General features: G+C 72.5%; 14 protein-coding genes and 1 pseudogene. 3 read left to right on the top strand and 12 right to left on the bottom strand.

Annotated features, from left to right (window positions below):
• Positions 1-7: 7 nt before the first annotated feature.
• The 3 genes from JNW98_RS10485 to sbnA are packed head-to-tail and all read right to left on the bottom strand — an operon-like array spanning position 8 to position 3,005.
• Positions 8-937, bottom strand: coding sequence for an ACP S-malonyltransferase (locus tag JNW98_RS10485; protein WP_223767865.1), 930 nt, complete (start codon positions 935-937; stop codon positions 8-10).
• The gene (sbnB, locus tag JNW98_RS10480) at positions 934-1,968 is read right to left on the bottom strand and encodes a 2,3-diaminopropionate biosynthesis protein SbnB (protein WP_223767864.1); all 1,035 of its coding nucleotides are present in this window, start codon (positions 1,966-1,968) and stop codon (positions 934-936) included. Before sbnB ends, JNW98_RS10485 begins: the two co-directional genes overlap by 4 nt.
• Positions 1,962-3,005, bottom strand: coding sequence for a 2,3-diaminopropionate biosynthesis protein SbnA (gene sbnA / locus JNW98_RS10475; RefSeq protein WP_223767863.1), 1,044 nt, complete (start codon positions 3,003-3,005; stop codon positions 1,962-1,964). The genes sbnB and sbnA overlap by 7 nt, the downstream gene beginning before the upstream one ends.
• A gap of 873 nt (positions 3,006-3,878) precedes the next feature.
• Here sbnA and JNW98_RS10470 point away from each other — a divergent pair.
• Positions 3,879-4,310 (top strand): hypothetical protein, encoded by a 432-nt coding sequence (locus JNW98_RS10470; RefSeq protein WP_223767862.1) that lies wholly within the window; start codon positions 3,879-3,881, stop codon positions 4,308-4,310.
• Positions 4,311-4,344: 34 nt separating this feature from the next.
• On the opposite strand, the gene JNW98_RS36565 is transcribed toward JNW98_RS10470, so the two are convergent.
• Positions 4,345-4,887 (bottom strand): TetR/AcrR family transcriptional regulator, encoded by a 543-nt coding sequence (locus JNW98_RS36565; protein ID WP_223767861.1) that lies wholly within the window; start codon positions 4,885-4,887, stop codon positions 4,345-4,347.
• Positions 4,888-5,033: 146 nt separating this feature from the next.
• Here JNW98_RS36565 and JNW98_RS10460 point away from each other — a divergent pair, with 146 nt between their 5' ends.
• Both JNW98_RS10460 and JNW98_RS10455 read left to right on the top strand, forming a co-directional pair.
• Positions 5,034-5,420, top strand: coding sequence for a nuclear transport factor 2 family protein (locus JNW98_RS10460; protein WP_223767860.1), 387 nt, complete (start codon positions 5,034-5,036; stop codon positions 5,418-5,420).
• A 240-nt stretch (positions 5,421-5,660) separates the two neighbouring features.
• Complete coding sequence (locus tag JNW98_RS10455; protein WP_372459208.1) at positions 5,661-7,007, top strand: phytase; 1,347 nt, start codon at positions 5,661-5,663, stop codon at positions 7,005-7,007.
• A 37-nt stretch (positions 7,008-7,044) separates the two neighbouring features.
• Here the strand turns inward: JNW98_RS10455 and JNW98_RS10450 are convergent, their stop codons facing one another.
• From JNW98_RS10450 to JNW98_RS10415, 8 genes and pseudogenes are all read right to left on the bottom strand, one after another.
• Positions 7,045-8,364, bottom strand: a complete 1,320-nt coding sequence (locus JNW98_RS10450) for a class I SAM-dependent RNA methyltransferase (RefSeq protein ID WP_223767858.1) — start codon at positions 8,362-8,364, stop codon at positions 7,045-7,047.
• A 94-nt stretch (positions 8,365-8,458) separates the two neighbouring features.
• On the bottom strand, positions 8,459-10,513 hold the full coding sequence (locus JNW98_RS10445) for an APC family permease (protein ID WP_223767857.1): 2,055 nt from the start codon (positions 10,511-10,513) through the stop codon (positions 8,459-8,461).
• A gap of 104 nt (positions 10,514-10,617) precedes the next feature.
• On the bottom strand, positions 10,618-11,724 hold the full coding sequence (locus JNW98_RS10440) for a cytochrome P450 family protein (protein WP_223767856.1): 1,107 nt from the start codon (positions 11,722-11,724) through the stop codon (positions 10,618-10,620).
• Positions 11,721-13,322, bottom strand: a complete 1,602-nt coding sequence (locus JNW98_RS10435) for a cytochrome P450 (protein WP_223767855.1) — start codon at positions 13,320-13,322, stop codon at positions 11,721-11,723. The genes JNW98_RS10440 and JNW98_RS10435 overlap by 4 nt, the downstream gene beginning before the upstream one ends.
• Positions 13,319-13,939 (bottom strand): GTP-binding protein, encoded by a 621-nt coding sequence (locus tag JNW98_RS10430; protein ID WP_223767854.1) that lies wholly within the window; start codon positions 13,937-13,939, stop codon positions 13,319-13,321. The genes JNW98_RS10435 and JNW98_RS10430 overlap by 4 nt, the downstream gene beginning before the upstream one ends.
• Positions 13,917-14,279, bottom strand: coding sequence for a DUF742 domain-containing protein (locus tag JNW98_RS10425; RefSeq protein ID WP_223767853.1), 363 nt, complete (start codon positions 14,277-14,279; stop codon positions 13,917-13,919). The genes JNW98_RS10430 and JNW98_RS10425 overlap by 23 nt, the downstream gene beginning before the upstream one ends.
• Positions 14,276-14,716, bottom strand: coding sequence for a roadblock/LC7 domain-containing protein (locus JNW98_RS10420; RefSeq protein WP_185943282.1), 441 nt, complete (start codon positions 14,714-14,716; stop codon positions 14,276-14,278). The genes JNW98_RS10425 and JNW98_RS10420 overlap by 4 nt, the downstream gene beginning before the upstream one ends.
• Positions 14,713-16,111, bottom strand: a pseudogene (locus JNW98_RS10415) (hypothetical protein); the annotation flags it as partial. The pseudogene JNW98_RS10415 and the gene JNW98_RS10420, both read right to left, overlap by 4 nt.

Genomic DNA, 16,111 nt, shown 5'->3' with positions numbered 1-16,111 from the left:
ACTGTTGTCAGGCCCCCAGGCGGCGCAGCAGCGCGGTGAGGGAGGTCGGCGTGTCCACCAGGGACACCTGCGGTTTGGCGGCGAAGTGCTTGGCCAGGCCGACGAGGGCCTTGGCGGGTCCGACGGCCACGAGCGGCGCGGCGGGCTCCGGCCGGCCGGCCGTCGCGTCCATCAGCTCCCGCCAGCGGACGGGCGCGCACAGCGCGTCCGCGAGGTCCCGGCGCACGGCGTCCTCGTCGGTGCCGAACGCGCCGGTGGTGATGAGCCCGACGGGGGCGGTGGCGGGGCGCAGCCGGACTTCGGCGACGGCCGCCTCCCAGTCGGCGGCGGCGGGCGCCATCAGCCGGCTGTGGAAGGCGTGCGAGACGTCCAGCGGCTTGGCGCGGGCGCCGACGGCCGCCGCGAACCCCCCGATCGCGGCCAGGTCGCCGGAGGCGACGAACTGGCGCGGGCTGTTGTCGGCGGCGATGTCCAGGCCGTGCTCGGCGGCCTGCGCGAGGGCCTTCTCGCGCTCGTCGCCGGTGGCGAGGACGGCGCACATGCCGCCCTCGCCGGGCGCGGCGGCCATGAGCTCGCCGCGCAGCCGGACCAGGCGGACGGCGTCGGCGAACCCCAGCCGCCCGGTGGCCACCAGGGCGGCCACGGCGCCGACGCTGTGGCCCGCGGCGGCGGTCGCGGTGACGCCCTCGGCCTCCAGTACCCGCCAGGCCGCGACCGAGGCGGTCAGCAGGGCCGGCTGGGCGTTGTCGGTCGAGGCGAGCTCGGACGCCGGGGCGTCCCAGCACAGGGCGCGCATGTCGAGGCCGAGCGCGTCGGACGCCTCGTCGAAGACGGCCGCCGCTTCGGGGCGGGCGGTGGCGAAGGCGCGCGCCATCCCGGGGGTCTGGCTGCCCTGGCCGGGGAAGAGGGCGAGGACGTCGTACGGGCCGCCGCTCATCGTCCGGACCCCGCCGCGTCGTGGCCGGAGCCCGTCACACCGTGCCCGAGGAAGCCCTCGACCTGTACACCCAGCCCGCGTTCGGCGGCCTGCGCGCGGACGTACTCGGCCAGCGCCATGTCCAGGATGCCCAGGCCGAACGGCGAGAAGACGGTGATCCGCTCGGGGTCGCGGGTGAACGGCACGGTGCCGCGGACGAGGGCGCCGATGCTCGCGTCGATGAACTCCCGGTGCCCGGCCTGCTGTTCGGCGAGGTGCAGGGAGGTGCGCTCGCGGCAGACGTGGTCGGCGTCGTCGACGATGTTCTGCGCACCGAGGATCACCTCGGGGTGCAGGTCGCGCAGCGAGACGTGCAGGACGACGGTGCCGGGCCGCAGCTCGTCGGAGCCGAGGTGGGGGGTGCCGCTGGTGGTGGCCAGGGCGACCAGGCGGTGCCGGGCGAGCGCGGTGGGACGGTCGGCGGCCACGTCGACGGTCAGCTCCGGGCCGAGCTCGCGGCAGCGGGCGGCGAACGCCTCGGCGCGGCCGGCGTCGAGGTCGAAGACGGTGACCTCGCGGAGTGTGGGCAGGGCCACCAGCAGGAAACGCAGCACCTCGGTGTTGATGACACCGCCGCCCACGAGGGTGACGCCGGTGGGCTCGTCGCCCTCGGTGAGCAGGCGGGCCGCGAGGGCGGCACTGGCGGCCGTGCGCTTCGCGGAGATCTGCGAGCCCTCCAGCAGGGCCACCGGGAAGCCGTTCTCCAGGGAGTTCAGGACGATGGCGGCGCTGGCTCGCGGCAGCCCCTCGTCGATGTTCCCGGGGAAGGAGGCGATCCACTTCATCCCGGCGACCGGGTGGTCGCCGCCGGCGAAGGCGGGGAGGCCGATGACGCGGTTGCGGTCGTCGCCGGGGAAGCGGAGGAAGGTCGAGTGCGGGACGGCGGTGCGGCCGTCCTCGTGGATCCCGTAGGTCTCCTGGACGACGGCGAGGATCTCCTCCTCGCGTCCGGCGAGCACCTCGTGGACGTCGGCGTGTCTGGCGATCAGCACGGAATTGCTCCTACGGTCTCGGGCACCGGGCCCGGGTTCTCTTGCCACAGATGGGAGACGTCACCGAATTTCCGGGCGACCCAGGAATCCGAGTAGATGGTCTCCAGATAACGCTCACCGCTGTCGGGAAAGACGACCGCGACCCGGGAACCGTCCGGTATCGCGTCGCGCATCCGCTCGACGGCCGCGATGACGGCCCCGGACGAACCGCCGGCCAATATCGCCTCGCGGTCGACCAGGCGCCGGCACATGCGCACGCATTCGAGGTCCGACACGTGCACCACGTGATCCGCCGCCCGCGGGTCGAACAGGGCGGGCCGGAGCGCGGCGCCATGTCCCGGCAGCAGCCGGGTGGTTGGCGACTGCCCACCGAATATCGCACTGCCCAACGCGTCGACCGCGACGATTTCCGTGGAAAGCCCCGACTTCCTGACGTAGTCGGCACAGCCACGAAGCGTGCCACATGAACTGGTAGCACAGAAAAGATAATCGAGCCGCCCGTTCAACCCTTCCACGATCTCACGCATCGTCAACTCGTGGGCCGCCGCGTTCAATGGGTTGCCGTACTGGTTGGGCCAGTAGGCGTCGGGCACGGATCGCACGAGTTCCCGCACCCGCCGAATGCGGCTGGGGAGGAACTCGCCGGTTTCCGGGTCCGGTTCGGTGATGACCTCCACTTCCGCTCCGTAGGAGCGGATGATGGCGATGTTCTGTTCCGTCGTCTTGGCGTCCACGACGCAGATGAACCGCAGCCCGAAATACCGGCAGACCTGGGCGAGCCCGATCGCCAGATTACCCGAGCTGGACTCCACCACGGCAGACCGTCCGGGCACCAGCTCGCCCGAACTCACCTTCTCCAGCAGCATGTTGAGCGCTACCCGGTCCTTGACGCTACCACCCGGATTGAACTTCTCCAGCTTGGCGAAGAGGCGGAACGGAAGGTCCGGAAAGATCCTGTCGAGTTCTATCAGAGGAGTGCCGCCGATCGTGTCGAGCACTCCCCCGATCCCTCGACTCGGCATCGCTTGCGTGAGCATGCGAAAGGTCCCCCTTGGCGCGGCGAATGACCGCATGACGTCGTGAAAACGGGACGCCGGTCGGCCTGCGGGCAGCGCGAATCGGCGTGGGTAATCGGCAGCGCGGCGCGCCCGGCCGGAACCGGGATCACAAATGCGTGGCCGAGAAAAAGGTCCTGTCGTTACCGCGCGCCACAGGGCAGCCCGAAGCCGCGCCTAACGGAGCCGGAAAACCGACGAATCAACCCCCCGCGCCCGGCGCGGGGAGATCAGCGTGCAACGGGCGCGTTGACGGCAGCCCGTGAGAACGGTGAACACGAACGAAACGGAAAGCGGCCACAGCCGGGACACGACACCGGCCGGCCCCCTTGGGCCGCTCGTTGATCGAGGCACATCCCCCTGGAATCTCCGTATGGACGGATTCCGGCCCGATACCCTTCAAGACTCTCCCCCGTATGCCCGACCCGCGCGCTTCCGTTACTGCCGGAGCGCGGTGCGTCGGGCTGTTAACCCCACTTAACGCCGGTGAGCTTAGGCAGATCCGGCCGAGAATGCAAGATCGTCCCGAACGCCATTGAACCGACTGGTCAGTAACCACTCGGACTTCAACCACCGAAGCGCCACACCCGCCCCCCACAACAAGCGCCCCCCACTCCGACCCACCCGGACGCACGACACCCCAGCCACCAGCCTCACAACCTGACACTTCGTCAACTGCGTTACTGGGCAAGTGGAATGGCGCCATCCATTCACCTGCCGCACACCGGGCAACCACCGCCCCCAAACCGGAAGGTAACCTTCCACGCCCGAATTGTCGGCAATGTCCGGTGACCATCCCCACAGCTTTGGACCAGACCTATAGGTAACCGCCGGCAACCAAGTAAAAAAGTGGTCATGAGAGACCCGAACTCGGCTTGCGCCGCAGCCTCGTTGACCCTGGCGCAGAAGCTGGAGTACCTGCGGTCCCGAGGCGGCCCCAACGGCACGGAACCGCCGTCGGACCGCCACATCGCCGACGCCGTCAACAAGGAGGCCGGCGAGACGATCATCTCTCACGTAACCCTCGGCAAACTCCGCAAGGGCGAACAACCCACCACCACCGACGCCCGGCTGGCCGCCCTGGCCGACTACTTCGGCGTCGACCCCCTCTTCCTCCAGCGCAGCAGGGAGGAGATCGTCAACGAGATCGCCCTGCGCCTGCGCTACCTCATCGCCCTACAGGCCGACGACATCACCACGACCGGCCGCGCCGCGAACTCGCACGCGGCCCTGGTGGAGTTCGTCGAGCGGGCGGTGAGCGAGCGGCGGGTGGAAGAGGACCGCTGAGACGGGGCACCCGCGCACGTACTCTCGCGCACGGTCAGCCGAGGCCGCTCCCCTCCACACCCGAAGCGCCGAACAACTCGGCGACGAGCCCGCGCGCGAAGCGCTCGTCCGTCCCCGGGACCGAGAACACCACGCGGAAATACAGCGGGGCCACCACCCGGTCGAGCACCCGCTCCAGCGAGGGCACCACTTCACCCCGCCGGGCAGCCGCGTCCAAAGGCGCCTGAAAACGGGCACTGACCCGCCGCAGACAGGCCCGCAGCCCGGCCCGCCGGTCGTCCACGTCCGGTGCCACCTCAGCGCGGAAGAACGCCACCCCGCCCGGCCGGGACAGATCCGAGAGCGTCCAGACCGCCACCCGCTCCAGATCCCGTCGCAGATCACCGAGCAGTTCGGGCGTCTCCTCGCCCTGCCGCCGGGTGGCCACATCCGCCAGCAGGGCGGCGGCCGTCCCCCACCGCCGGTACACGGAACTGGGATTGACGCCGGCCCGCCGCGCCACCGCGGGGATGGTCACCTTGTCGGCGCCGACGTCCTGCACGAGGTCCACCACCGCCTGATGGACCGCGGTCCGCACACGGGCACTCCGGCCACCGGGGCGACTGTCTTTGCTTTTGGCGGGCACGCCTTCACCTTAAAGCAAAGCCTTGCGCCTTAACAGCCCTCCCCCTACGCTCCCTTAAGGCAAAGACCACCGCTTTAAGTGCATCCCGTGGAGGATCCATGCCCCAGTACGAGGCAGCCCACCAACTCGGCACGCGGTTCCACGCCTTCCTCGCCACCGGCGACTGGAATGGCATCCGCACCCTGCTCACCGACGACGCCACCTGGAAGCTCCCCGGCGACAACACCGTCTCCGGCACGGCAGAAGGCGCCGACGCGGTCGTGGAACGCGCCAAGAAGATCGCCGGCTACGGTCTCCACTTCGAGCTGCTGCACATCCTGGTCAGCCGCGAGAACGTCGCCCTGTCCCTGCACAACACCGCCCGCCGTGGCGACCTGCGCCTGGACGAACACCTGGCCACCGTCTGCCGCCTGCGCGACGGCAAGATAGCGAGCATCGAGACGTACCTGTCGGACGTCGCCGGCATGAACGCCTTCTTCGTCTGACGGCCGGACTCGCGGAGGAAGACGACACCGACGGCCCCGACGGCATCCGGCGGACCGCCGAAGAGGCAGGCGCCTTCACCGGCACCGGTGCGCACAGCCGCACCGTCCCGACGAGCCCGCCCCCGGAGCGGGCGCGGTAGCGCTCGGGCGCGGCCGGCCGCTCGCGCCCCGACACGGTCGTCCGTTCCGTGACCGCGCGTACAGATCACTGTCTCCTGCGCGCAAGGTTCCCCACTCACGATGCACACATCCCTGACGTCCACCAAGGAAGTGCTCGTGAGGACCCAACGCACTCCGCGCAGAACCGCCCTCGTCATGGGCGCCGTGCTCGCCGTCCTGACCGCCGCCCCGGCAGGGGCCGATGACCGGGCCCTGCCGACGGTCACGCCCGTCCACGAGACCCTCGCCCTCCATGACGACAAGGCGGGCGGCGACTCCGACGCGGACGACCCGGCGATCTGGCGCAACGCGGCCGATCCCGACCGCAGCCTCGTCATCGCGACGGCCAAGAAGGGCGGCCTGCGCGTGTACGACCTGGACGCCCACCTGGTGCAGTCGCTGCCCGCTCCCCGGCCGCCGGCCCGGGGCGACGCCCCGGGCCGGTTCAACAACGTCGACCTCGTCACCGGTCTGCGCACCGCCGCCGGCCGCGCCGACGTGGCCGTGGTCAGCGACCGGGGCAACGACCGGCTGCGGATCCACCGCATCGACCCGTCGCGGCCCGGTGGCCCGCTGACCGACATCACCGACCCGGCCGCCGCCCCGGTGTTCTCCGCGGACCAGGCCCAGATCAACGGGCAGCGCACCGCCTACGGCCTCGCCACCTGGCAGGACAAGTCCACCGGACGCGCCTACGCCCTGGTGAGCCAGCGGGAGCGGACCCGCATCGCGCTGGTCGAGCTGCGGCCGACCACGAAAGGCACCGTCACCTACCGGAAGGTCCGCACCCTCGACCTGCCCGCGTCCTTCCGCGTCCCGAACGGCACCACCTGGTCCCCCTGCGCGGAGCCCGGCGAACTGCCGCAGGTGGAGGGCATGGTGGTGGACCCGGCCACCGGAACGCTCTACGCCGCCCAGGAGGACGTCGGCATCTGGCGGATGCGCGCCGATCTCACCGGCAAGCCGGTGCTGGTGGACAAGGTCCGCGAGTACGGCGTCCCCGGCGTCTACGACAAGAGCACCGGAAAGTGCACGGCCGGTGCCGACCCCGGCTACGGGGGCGACCACCTGACCGCCGACGTCGAGGGCCTCACCCTGTTCCGGGAACCCGACGGCAACGGCCACCTCTTCGCCTCCAGCCAGGGCGACAGCACGTTCGCCCTCTACGACCTCAAGGTGGGCGAGGACAACGAGTACGAGGGCGGCTTCCGCGTCGGCGCCGCCTCGGCGGCCCTCGACGGGTCGGAGGAATGCGACGGCGCCACCGTCCTCAACGCCCCGCTCGGCAGCCGCTACCCGCACGGCCTGCTGGTCGTCCAAGACGGCCACGACACCCCCGAAGCCCCCGACGGCCGGGGCGGCACCCGTCCGGCGACCGGCTTCAAGTTCGTCGACCTGCGCGACGTGACAGCCGCCGTCGGCCTCTGATCCCGCGGATCCCCGGGGGACCCGCGGGTCAGGCGCCCTACGCCACCGGCTTCAGGATCGCCACGCACTCCACATGGTGCGTCACCGGGAAGAGGTCGAACGCCCGCAGCGTGACCGGGCGGTAGCCCTCCTCCGCGAAGTACTTGAGGTCGCGGGCGAGGGCGGCCGGGTCGCAGGCCACGTAGGCGATGCGGCGGGCGGCGAGGGCGGCGAGGTGGCGGACGGTGGCGCGGCCGGCGCCCGCCCTCGGGGGGTCGAGGACGATGAGGTCGGCGGAGTCGATGCGGGTGCGCGGGAGGACGTCCTCGACCTTGCCCTGTTCGATGCGGACGCGGTCGAGGTCCTGGAGGTTGTGGCGGGCGTCCTCGACGGCGCGCTTGGAGGACTCGATGCCGAGGACGGCGCCCTTGTCGCCGACGCGCTCGGCGAGGGCGCCGGCGAAGAGGCCGACGCCGCAGTAGAGGTCGAGGGCCATGTCGCCCTTGCGCGGCATCAGACCCTGCATGACGGCCTTCACGAGGGTGTCGGCGGCCTGCGGGTGGACCTGCCAGAAGCCGCCCTCGCCGACGCGGTAGGTGCGGCCGTCGGCGCGCTCGCGGACGAAGGGGCGGCCGTGGACGCGGTGGATCCGCTGGTCCTTCTCGCCGACCCGCAGCACGGACACCGGCTTGTCGAGTTCGACGATCGGGAGGCGGCCGCCCGGCTTCGGGGTGAGGACGACCTGGCGGTCGGCCGAGCCGGAGGCGGCGATGGCGTCCACCGACGCGATCTGCGGCCACTCGCGCTTCTCGATGCCCAGCTCGCTCACGCCCGGCGCCGCGATCAGGCAGTGGTCGATGGGCTGGACCTCGTGCGAGCGGTGCTTGCGGAGGCCCGCGTGGCCCTCGGCGTCGACCGCGTACTGGACGCGGGTGCGCCACGCGGGGACCTGACCCGCCGGGACCTTGTCGCCCTCGGCCGGCGCCACCGTGCCGTCCCAGCCGGCCTCCTCGGGCGTCAGGCCCGCGAGGCGGCGGAGCTGCTCGGCGATGACCTCGCCCTTGAGGCGGCGCTGTGCGCCCGGCTTGACGTGCTGCCAGTCGCAGCCGCCGCACTTGCCCGGGCCGGAGAAGGGGCAGGGCGCCGGTACGCGGTCCTTCGACGCCTCCAGGACCTCGACGGCGTCCGCGCGCAGGAAGCGGGACGTCTCCTCGCCCTCGGTGATCCGGGCGATCACCCGCTCCCCGGGCAGCGTGTGGCGGACGAACAGGACGCGGCCCGCCTCCGTCCGGGCGACGCAGTGGCCGCCGTGGGCGACCGGGCCGACCTCGACCTCGTACTCCTCGCCGACCAGCGACTTCGTCGGTTCCGTCTGCATGGGGGAAGAGCTCCTGGGTCGAGTCGGCGAAAAGGTGGTGCGGCGGGGCAACAGCCGTTCAGTCTACGTCCCGCCGCACCACCACCCTCACCGGTTACTTCTTCGCCGCGGCCTTTTCCTTCTTCTGCGGCGGGGCGACCGGGCCGCGCCGCACCGAGCCGGGCGCGTTCCACTCGGCGCGCTTGCGGGCGCGGCGGCGGGCGACCTCGGAGGAGTCGAGCTGCCAGGGCACCGAGGTGACCATCACGCCCGGCGTGAAGAGCAGCCGGCCCTTGAGCCGCAGGGCGCTCTGGTTGTGCAGCAGGTGCTCGTACCAGTGGCCGACCACGTACTCGGGGATGTAGACGCTGACCACGTCGCGCGGGCTCTCCTTGCGGAGCGACTTCACGTAGTCGATGACCGGGCGGGTGATCTCGCGGTACGGCGAGTCGAGGATCTTCAGCGGGACGTCGACGCCCCGCTGGTGCCACTCCTCGCGCAGCGCCTTCGTCTCCGCCGGGTCGACGCTGATGCTCAGCGCCTCCAGGGTGTCCGAGCGCATCAGCTTGGCGTAGGCGAGGGCCCGCAGGGTCGGCTTGTGGACCTTGGAGACCAGCACGATGGAGTGCACCCGCGACGGCCGGACGGCCGCCTCGCCGGGCTCGTCCTCCAGCGCGATCTCGTCGGCGACCCGGTCGTAGTGGCGGCGGATCGCGGTCATCGTCGCGTAGAAGATGACCATGCCGAGCAGGGCGACCCAGGCGCCGTGGGTGAACTTGGTCAGCAGCACGACGACCAGCACCAGACCGGTCAGGAAGCCGCCGAAGGTGTTGATCGCGCGGGAGCGGATCATGTGGCGGCGCTTGCCGGGGTCGGTCTCGGTCTCCAGGTGCCGGTTCCAGTGCCGGACCATGCCGATCTGGCTCAGCGTGAAGGAGACGAAGACGCCGACGATGTACAGCTGGATCAGCTTCGTCGAGTCGGCCCCGTAGATGTACGTGAGGACGATGGCGGCGCCGGCGAGCAGCACGATGCCGTTGGAGAACGCGAGCCGGTCGCCGCGGGTGTGCAGCTGGCGCGGCAGGTAGCGGTCCTGGGCGAGGATCGAGCCGAGCAGCGGGAAGCCGTTGTAGGCGGTGTTCGCGGCCAGGAACAGGACCAGCGCGGTGGCCGCGGCCAGGATGATGAAGAGGAACGAGCCGTGGCCGAAGACCGCCTCGGCGACCTGCGAGATCACCGGGTTCTGGGTGTAGTCGGCGCCGAGCGGCTTGCCGTCCTTGAGCAGGTCGGTCGCGGGGTTCTCCGCCATCCGGACCTTGGTGGCCATGGCCAGGCCGATGATGCCGCAGAACATGGTGACGGCGAGGCCGCCCATCAGCGCCAGCGTGGTGGCGGCGTTCTTCGACTTCGGCTTCCGGAAGGCGGGGACGCCGTTGCTGATCGCCTCGACGCCGGTGAGCGCGGCGCAGCCGGACGAGAAGGCACGCAGCAGCAGGAAGACCAGCGCGAAGCCGGCCAGGCCCTTGTGCTCGGCGTTGATGGTGTAGTCGGCGGTGGGCGCGCGCATCGAGTCGCCCATGAAGACGCCCCGGATGACGCCCCAGGCGATGAGCAGGAAGACGCCGCCGACGAAGACGTAGGTCGGGATCGCGAAGAGCTTGCCGGACTCCTTGACGCCTCTCAGGTTCATCAGGGTCAGCAGCACGATCACTGCGATGGCGCAGGCGGTCTTGTGCTCGACGACGAACGGGACGGCCGAGCCGAGGTTCTCGATGCCGGAGGCGATGGAGACGGCGACCGTGAGGACGTAGTCGACGAGGAGGGCGCTGGCGACGGTGAGTCCGGCCTTGGGGCCCAGGTTGGTGGTGGCGACCTCGTAGTCGCCGCCGCCGCTCGGGTAGGCGTGCACGTTCTGGCGGTACGAGGCGACCACCGTGAACATCAGCACGACCACCGCGACGGCGATCCACGGGCTGAAGTGGTAGGCCGACACACCTGCCACGGAGAGGACGAGGAGGACCTCGCCCGGCGCGTACGCCACAGAGGAGAGAGGGTCGGACGCGAAGACGGGGAGGGCGATGCGCTTGGGGAGAAGGGTCTCTCCCAGCTTGTCGCTGCGCAGCGCCCGCCCGATCAGGATCCGTTTCGGCAGGTCGGTCAATTTGGACACGCAGAGGATCGTAAGCGTTCGGCCCCCGGCTCGCCCACCCGCCACCCACCGGGCCCGCGTTCGGACTGGTGGGTGGCGGACTCGCGCCCGGGGAGGACCGCCCGTCAGCCGTGCAGCAGGGCCGGGAGGGACCGGTGGCCGTTGGAGATGAAGGAGTCCACCGGCTCCAGGCCGCCGGCCTCCGGGGCGAGGCGCAGCTCCGGGAAGCGGGCGAAGAGGGCGGGCAGCGCGACGGCGGCCTCCAGCCGGGCGAGCGGGGCGCCGAGGCAGAAGTGGGCGCCGTGGCCGAAGGCGAGGTGGTCCTTGGTGGCGCGCGTCACGTCGAAGACGGCCGCCCCCTCGCCGTACAGCTCCGGGTCGCGGCCGGCGGCGGCGTAGGCCGCGACGATGGCGTCGCCCTCGCGGAGGACGGTGCCGTCGTCGAGCGTGATGTCCTCGACGGCGTAGCGGAGCGGGAGGTTGGCGACGGGCGCCTCGACGCGGAGCGCCTCCTCGACGACGTCGTCCCAGCCGGCCTGCCCGGAGCGGACGAGGGCGAGCTGCTCGGGGTGGGTGAGCAGCAGGTGGAGGGCGTTGTCGAGGAGGTTGACGGTGGTCTCGTGGCCCGCGCTGATCACCAGCAGCAGGGTGTCGACCAGTTCCTGCTCGCTGAGCCGGGTGCCGTCCTCGTCGTCGCGGGCCGAGATCAGGACGCTGGTCATGTCGTCGCCCGGCTGCTCGCGCTTGGCGGCGACGAGCTCGCCGAGCAGCCGGTAGATCTCGGTGTAGGTGGCGGTGACCTCGGCGGGGTCGGCGGAGGTGTGGAAGATCGAGTCGACGCAGCGGCGGAGCCCCTCGCGAGTGGGCTCGTCGTCGATGCCCATCAGCTCGCAGATGACCTGGATGGGCAGGGGGTAGGCGTAGCTCTCGCGGAGGTCGACGACGGCACCGGGCTCGGCGGCGGCCAGGCCGTCCAGCAGGTCGGCGGTGATCTTCTCGACGCGGGGGCGCATCGCGGCGGTGCGGCGGGCGGTGAACGCCTTGGCGACCAGCGAGCGGAGGCGCCGGTGGTCGGGGCCGTAGGCGGTGAACATGTTCTGCACGGCGACCCAGGTGTAGAGGGACCACTCCGGCGAGATCTCACCGTTGGCCCAGGCCGGCCAGTGCTGCCGCGGGTCCTTGGAGACGCGGGGGTCGGTGAGGAGCCGCTTGAGCAGGGCCTGCGAGCTCACCGCCCACGCCACCACGCCCCCAGGGAGCTCCACGGGGACCGCCGGCCCGTGGGCCCGGATGCGGGCGGCCTCGCCGTGGATGTCCCGGCCGGCGGGGTCGATCGTGACGGGGCAGGTGGGACGTTCCATCTGCGGTCTCCAAAAGTCTCGGGGGTGGGTGGAGGTGCCGGTGTGGCGGGTACGGCGGGTACGGCGGGTGTGGCGGGTACGGCGGAGGGGTGCGGGGCGATCCGGCCGGGCGTGGTGGCCGGGCGGCGCGTGGGAGACGCGCCCGCCGCGCCGCCCGCGCGCCGCTCGGCCGCCGGTACGGGCACCGGCTGCGGCGGGAAGCGGACGGGCAGCGCCGTCAGCGCCCGGTGGAAGGGGCCGGGCCGCCACACCAGGCGGTCGGCGGGGACGGCCAGTTCCAGGTCGGGCAGCCGGTCGAGGAGCCGTTCCACGGCGGCCGAGGCGATGAGCCGGGCCGGGTCCTTGGCCGGGCAGTGGTGCGGGCCGGCGCTCCAGGCGAGGTGGGCGCGGTTGCCGGTGCGCTGCCCGGAGTGGTGGTCGGGGCGGAGGGCGGGGTCCGTGTTGGCGGCGGCGAAGCTGACGACGACGGGTTCGCCGGCGCGCAGCCGTACGCCCCCGAAGTCGAGGTCGGCCGTCGGGTAGTGGACGCCGTAGTTGGCCATGGGCGGGTCGAGCCAGAGCACCTCGTCCAGGGCGTCGTCGACGGGCATGCTGCCGCCGGCCAGGTCGCCCGCGAACCGGTCGTCGCAGAGCAGCAGCCGCAGGGCGCCCGCGATGAGGTTCTGCTGCGGCTCGGTGCCCGCGCCCATCAGCACCACGAGTTGGTGGATCATCTCCTCGTCGGTGAGCCCGGCCGGGTGGGCCATCAGCCAGGAGGTCATGTCCGCGCCGGGCTGCCGGCGTTTGAGGGCGATGAGCTCGGTGAAGGTGGCGGTGACGAGGGCGTTGGCGCGTTCGGCGTCGACCCCGTCGAAGATCCCGGACATGCCCTCGACGAGCCGGTCGCCCAGCTCGGGCGGGCAGCCGAAGAGCTGGTTGAAGACGAGCAGCGGCAGCACCTTGGCGTAGTCGCCGAGCAGGTCGGCCTCGCCGGCCTCGGTGACCCGGTCGACGAGTACGTCGGCGCTGCGCTCCACGTAGCCGCGCAGGGCGTTGGGGTCGATGCGCTCCAGGCTGTCGGTGACCGCCTGGCGGAGCCGGCGGTGGGCCTCGCCGTCGGTGAAGAGGCAGTTGGGCCGGTAGGCCATCATCGGCACGACGGGATTGTCGGGCGCGACGCGGCCGTCCGCCAGGGCGCGCCAGCGGCGGGCGTCCTTGGCGAACGCCTCGGGGCTGCGGAGGACGTCGAGGGCGGCGCGGTAGTCGGTGACGAGGTGGGCCCGGACGCCCGGGGCGAGTTCGACGGGGGCGACGGGTCCGTACCGGCGCAGCCGGCGGTAGACGGCGTGCGGGTCGGCGGCGAAGTCCGGCCCGTGCAGGGGCGTGGCCTCGTCGCCAGGCGCGCCGGGCCCTTCGCCGCGCGCCCCGCCGTGGGCCGGGCAGCCGGCCGGGGGCTCGTCCACGCCGGTCACAGGGGTCACACGGGTCACACAGGCTCCTGGGCGGTGCGGGCGTGCAGGTGGTCCACGAGGGTGATCAGGGCGCGGGTGGCGGAGATCCGGTCCCGCGCGTCGCAGGTGACCAGCGGGGTGTCCGGGAGGAGGTCGAGGGCCTCGCGGATCTCCTCCTCAGGGAACACCGGCGCGTCGTCGAAGTGGTTGACGGCCACGGCGTACGGCAGGCCGTGGTCCTCCAGCAGCTCCATGACCTCGAAGGAGTGGTCCAGCCGCCGGGTGTCGGCGAGGACGAGCGCGCCGAGGGCGCCCTGCGTCATGTCCAGCCACAGCCGGGTGAAGCGCTGCTGGCCGGGGGCGCCGAAGAGGTAGAGGACGAGGCTGTCGCTGAGGGTGAGCCGGCCGAAGTCCATGGCGACCGTGGTGGTGGTCTTGCCGTCGAGCCCGGCCAGGTCGTCCACGTGCGCGCCGGCCTGCGTCATCGTCTCCTCGGTGCGCAGCGGCCGGATCTCCGACAGCGCGCCGACGAAGGTCGTCTTGCCCACGCCGAAGTGGCCGACGACGAGCAGCTTGGCCGCGGTGCGGACGGTTCCGCGCAGATAGACGCCGCTGTGCGTGGTGTGGACTCGGTCAGAGGCGAGCGCGGAGTCCATCGAGCACCTCCTGGAGGATCTGGGCCTCGGGCAGTTGTGCCGAGGGGATGGGCGCCCTGGTGCTGAGGTGGCCGCTGTCCACGAGGTCGCTCAGCAGCACCTTGGTGACGCTGACGGGCAGTTGGAGGTAACCGGCGATCTCGGCGACGGACAGGGCGCCGCCGAGGCAGAGCTCCATGAGGCGGTACTTCTCCGGGCTGAGCCCGTCGAGCGGCCGGTCGCCGTGTGCCATGACCAGGGTGACCAGGTCGAAGGTGTTGCGGGTCGGGTGCGACCGGCCCTCCGTGACGACGTACGGCCGTACCAGCCCCTTGTCGCGCCGGGGCACGGCCGGGGTCACGCCGGGCTGCCGGGGCCGCCCTGCCACCCGGCGTCGTGCCGCGGCGGGCTGACGAGTTCCTTGCCGAGCCGGTCGACCGTCTTCTGCATGCGGTAGGTGACGGCCTCCATGTCGACGTTCTCGGTGGCCGAGACGGCGAGGTAGGCGCCCGGTCCTGCCGCGATCAGGAAGACGTAGCCGTGCGCGAACTCGATCAGCGTCTGCCGCCAGGGCGTCTCGTGCCGGGCCGGATGGGTGCAGAAGTCCGCCGTGGACCGGCTGATCGACTGGAGCCCGGACAGCGCCGCCGCCTGGCGCTCCGCCTCGTCGCGCGCGATGCCCGCCGAGTGGGCGCGCAGCATGCCGTCGGCGGAGAGCAGGATCGCGTGGCGGGCCTCGGGGATCTTCACGACCTCGTCCAGCATCCAGGCCAGATCGTTGTTCAGGTGGTCGTTCACGCGTGCGGGTTCCCTTCGTCTTCTGCGGGCTCGGGGGCGGGGCCGGTGGTGGGCCGCTGGCCTGGGGCGGAGTGGGGCCGGGGATACGCGCCGGGAGCGGCACCGGGCCGGTCCGGCGCGGCGTGGTACGGCTCCGGGGTGCCGGGGTACGGGTGCGGGGCCTCGGCGTACGGCTCCGGGGTGCCGGGGTACGGGTCCTGGCCGACCGGGCGGGACCCGGCCTGCGGCTCCGACATACCGGGGTACGGGCGCGGGGTACCGGCTTGCGGCTCCGAGACGCCGGGGTACGGACGCGGGGCACCGGCTCGCGGCTCCTGACCGGCCGGGCCGGCGGGCGCGGGGGCCTGGCCGGCCAGCGGCTCACGGCCCGTCGCCCGCCCCTGAGCCCGCGCCCGATCCTCGACGCGCGGGGCACTCTCGGCGGATCCGGGGCGACCGGCCGCCGGATACCGGTCGGCGGCATCGGCGTACCGGCCGCCGGTGCGCTGGGCGGACGGGTCGGTGGCGGACGGGTCGGTGCCGCGGGCGCCCCTGCCGCCGGGCTCGGAAAGCCGGCCGGAGTCGGCGGCGGGCCGGCTCGCGTCGGCGGCAGTGCGGCCGGCATCGGATCGGCCGACACCGAACCGGCCCATGTCGGCGGACGACCGGTCCGCGTCGACAGCCCGGCCACCGGACTCGGCAGGCCGACCGAAATCGGCGGCGGTCCGGCTCGCGTCGACGGCAGTGCGACCCACATCGGACCCGCCCATGTCGGCGGACGACCGGTCCGCGTCGACAGCCCGGCCACCGGACTCGGCAGGCCGACCGAAATCGGCGGCGGTCCGGCTCGCGTCGACGGCAGTGCGACCCACATCGGACCCGCCCATGTCGGCGGACGACCGGTCCGCGTCGACAGCCCGGCCACCGGACTCGGCAGGCCGACCGAAATCGGCGGCGGTCCGGCTCGCGTCGACGGCAGTGCGACCCACATCGGACCCGCCCATGTCGGCGGACGACCGGCCCGCGTCGACAGCCCCGCCACCGGACTCGGCGGGCCGGCCGAAGTCGGCGGCGGTCCAGCCCGCGTCACCGGCAGGGTGGCCGGCGTCGAACCGGCCCACGTCGGCAGCCCGGCCGCCAGGCTCGGCAGGCCGACCGAAACCGGCGGCGGGCCGGCTCGCGTCGCCGACAGGGCGACCTGCATCGAACCGGCCGGCATCGGACCGGCCCGTCTCGGTGGCCGACCGGGCGGCATCTTCGGCGGGGCCGCCGGCGTTCTCCGTGGAGCGGCCTGCGCGGCCGGAGCGCGTGCCGCGGGCGAACGCGCCCATGCGGCGGGCCGTCTCCTCGGCCGTGCGCTCGGTGGCGGCGGGGGCCGGTGTCTCGGGGGGCAGGGGTGCGGAGCCGGACGGCGGG

The sequence above is a fragment of the Streptomyces huiliensis genome, from assembly GCF_020037025.1.
Taxonomy (GTDB): domain Bacteria; phylum Actinomycetota; class Actinomycetes; order Streptomycetales; family Streptomycetaceae; genus Streptomyces; species Streptomyces huiliensis.
The sequence above is the reverse complement of the archived record's forward strand: the minus strand, read 5'-3'. Positions and strand labels throughout refer to the sequence as shown.

Coding starts and splice junctions, on each gene's coding strand:
- JNW98_RS10455 (WP_372459208.1), top strand. CDS start 5,661: ATGCACACATCCCTGACGTCCACCAAGGAAGTGCTCGTGAGGACCCAA.
- sbnA (WP_223767863.1), bottom strand. CDS start 3,005: ATGCTCACGCAAGCGATGCCGAGTCGAGGGATCGGGGGAGTGCTCGAC.
- JNW98_RS10450 (WP_223767858.1), bottom strand. CDS start 8,364: ATGCAGACGGAACCGACGAAGTCGCTGGTCGGCGAGGAGTACGAGGTC.
- JNW98_RS10485 (WP_223767865.1), bottom strand. CDS start 937: ATGAGCGGCGGCCCGTACGACGTCCTCGCCCTCTTCCCCGGCCAGGGC.
- JNW98_RS10470 (WP_223767862.1), top strand. CDS start 3,879: ATGAGAGACCCGAACTCGGCTTGCGCCGCAGCCTCGTTGACCCTGGCG.
- JNW98_RS10430 (WP_223767854.1), bottom strand. CDS start 13,939: ATGGACTCCGCGCTCGCCTCTGACCGAGTCCACACCACGCACAGCGGC.
- JNW98_RS10460 (WP_223767860.1), top strand. CDS start 5,034: ATGCCCCAGTACGAGGCAGCCCACCAACTCGGCACGCGGTTCCACGCC.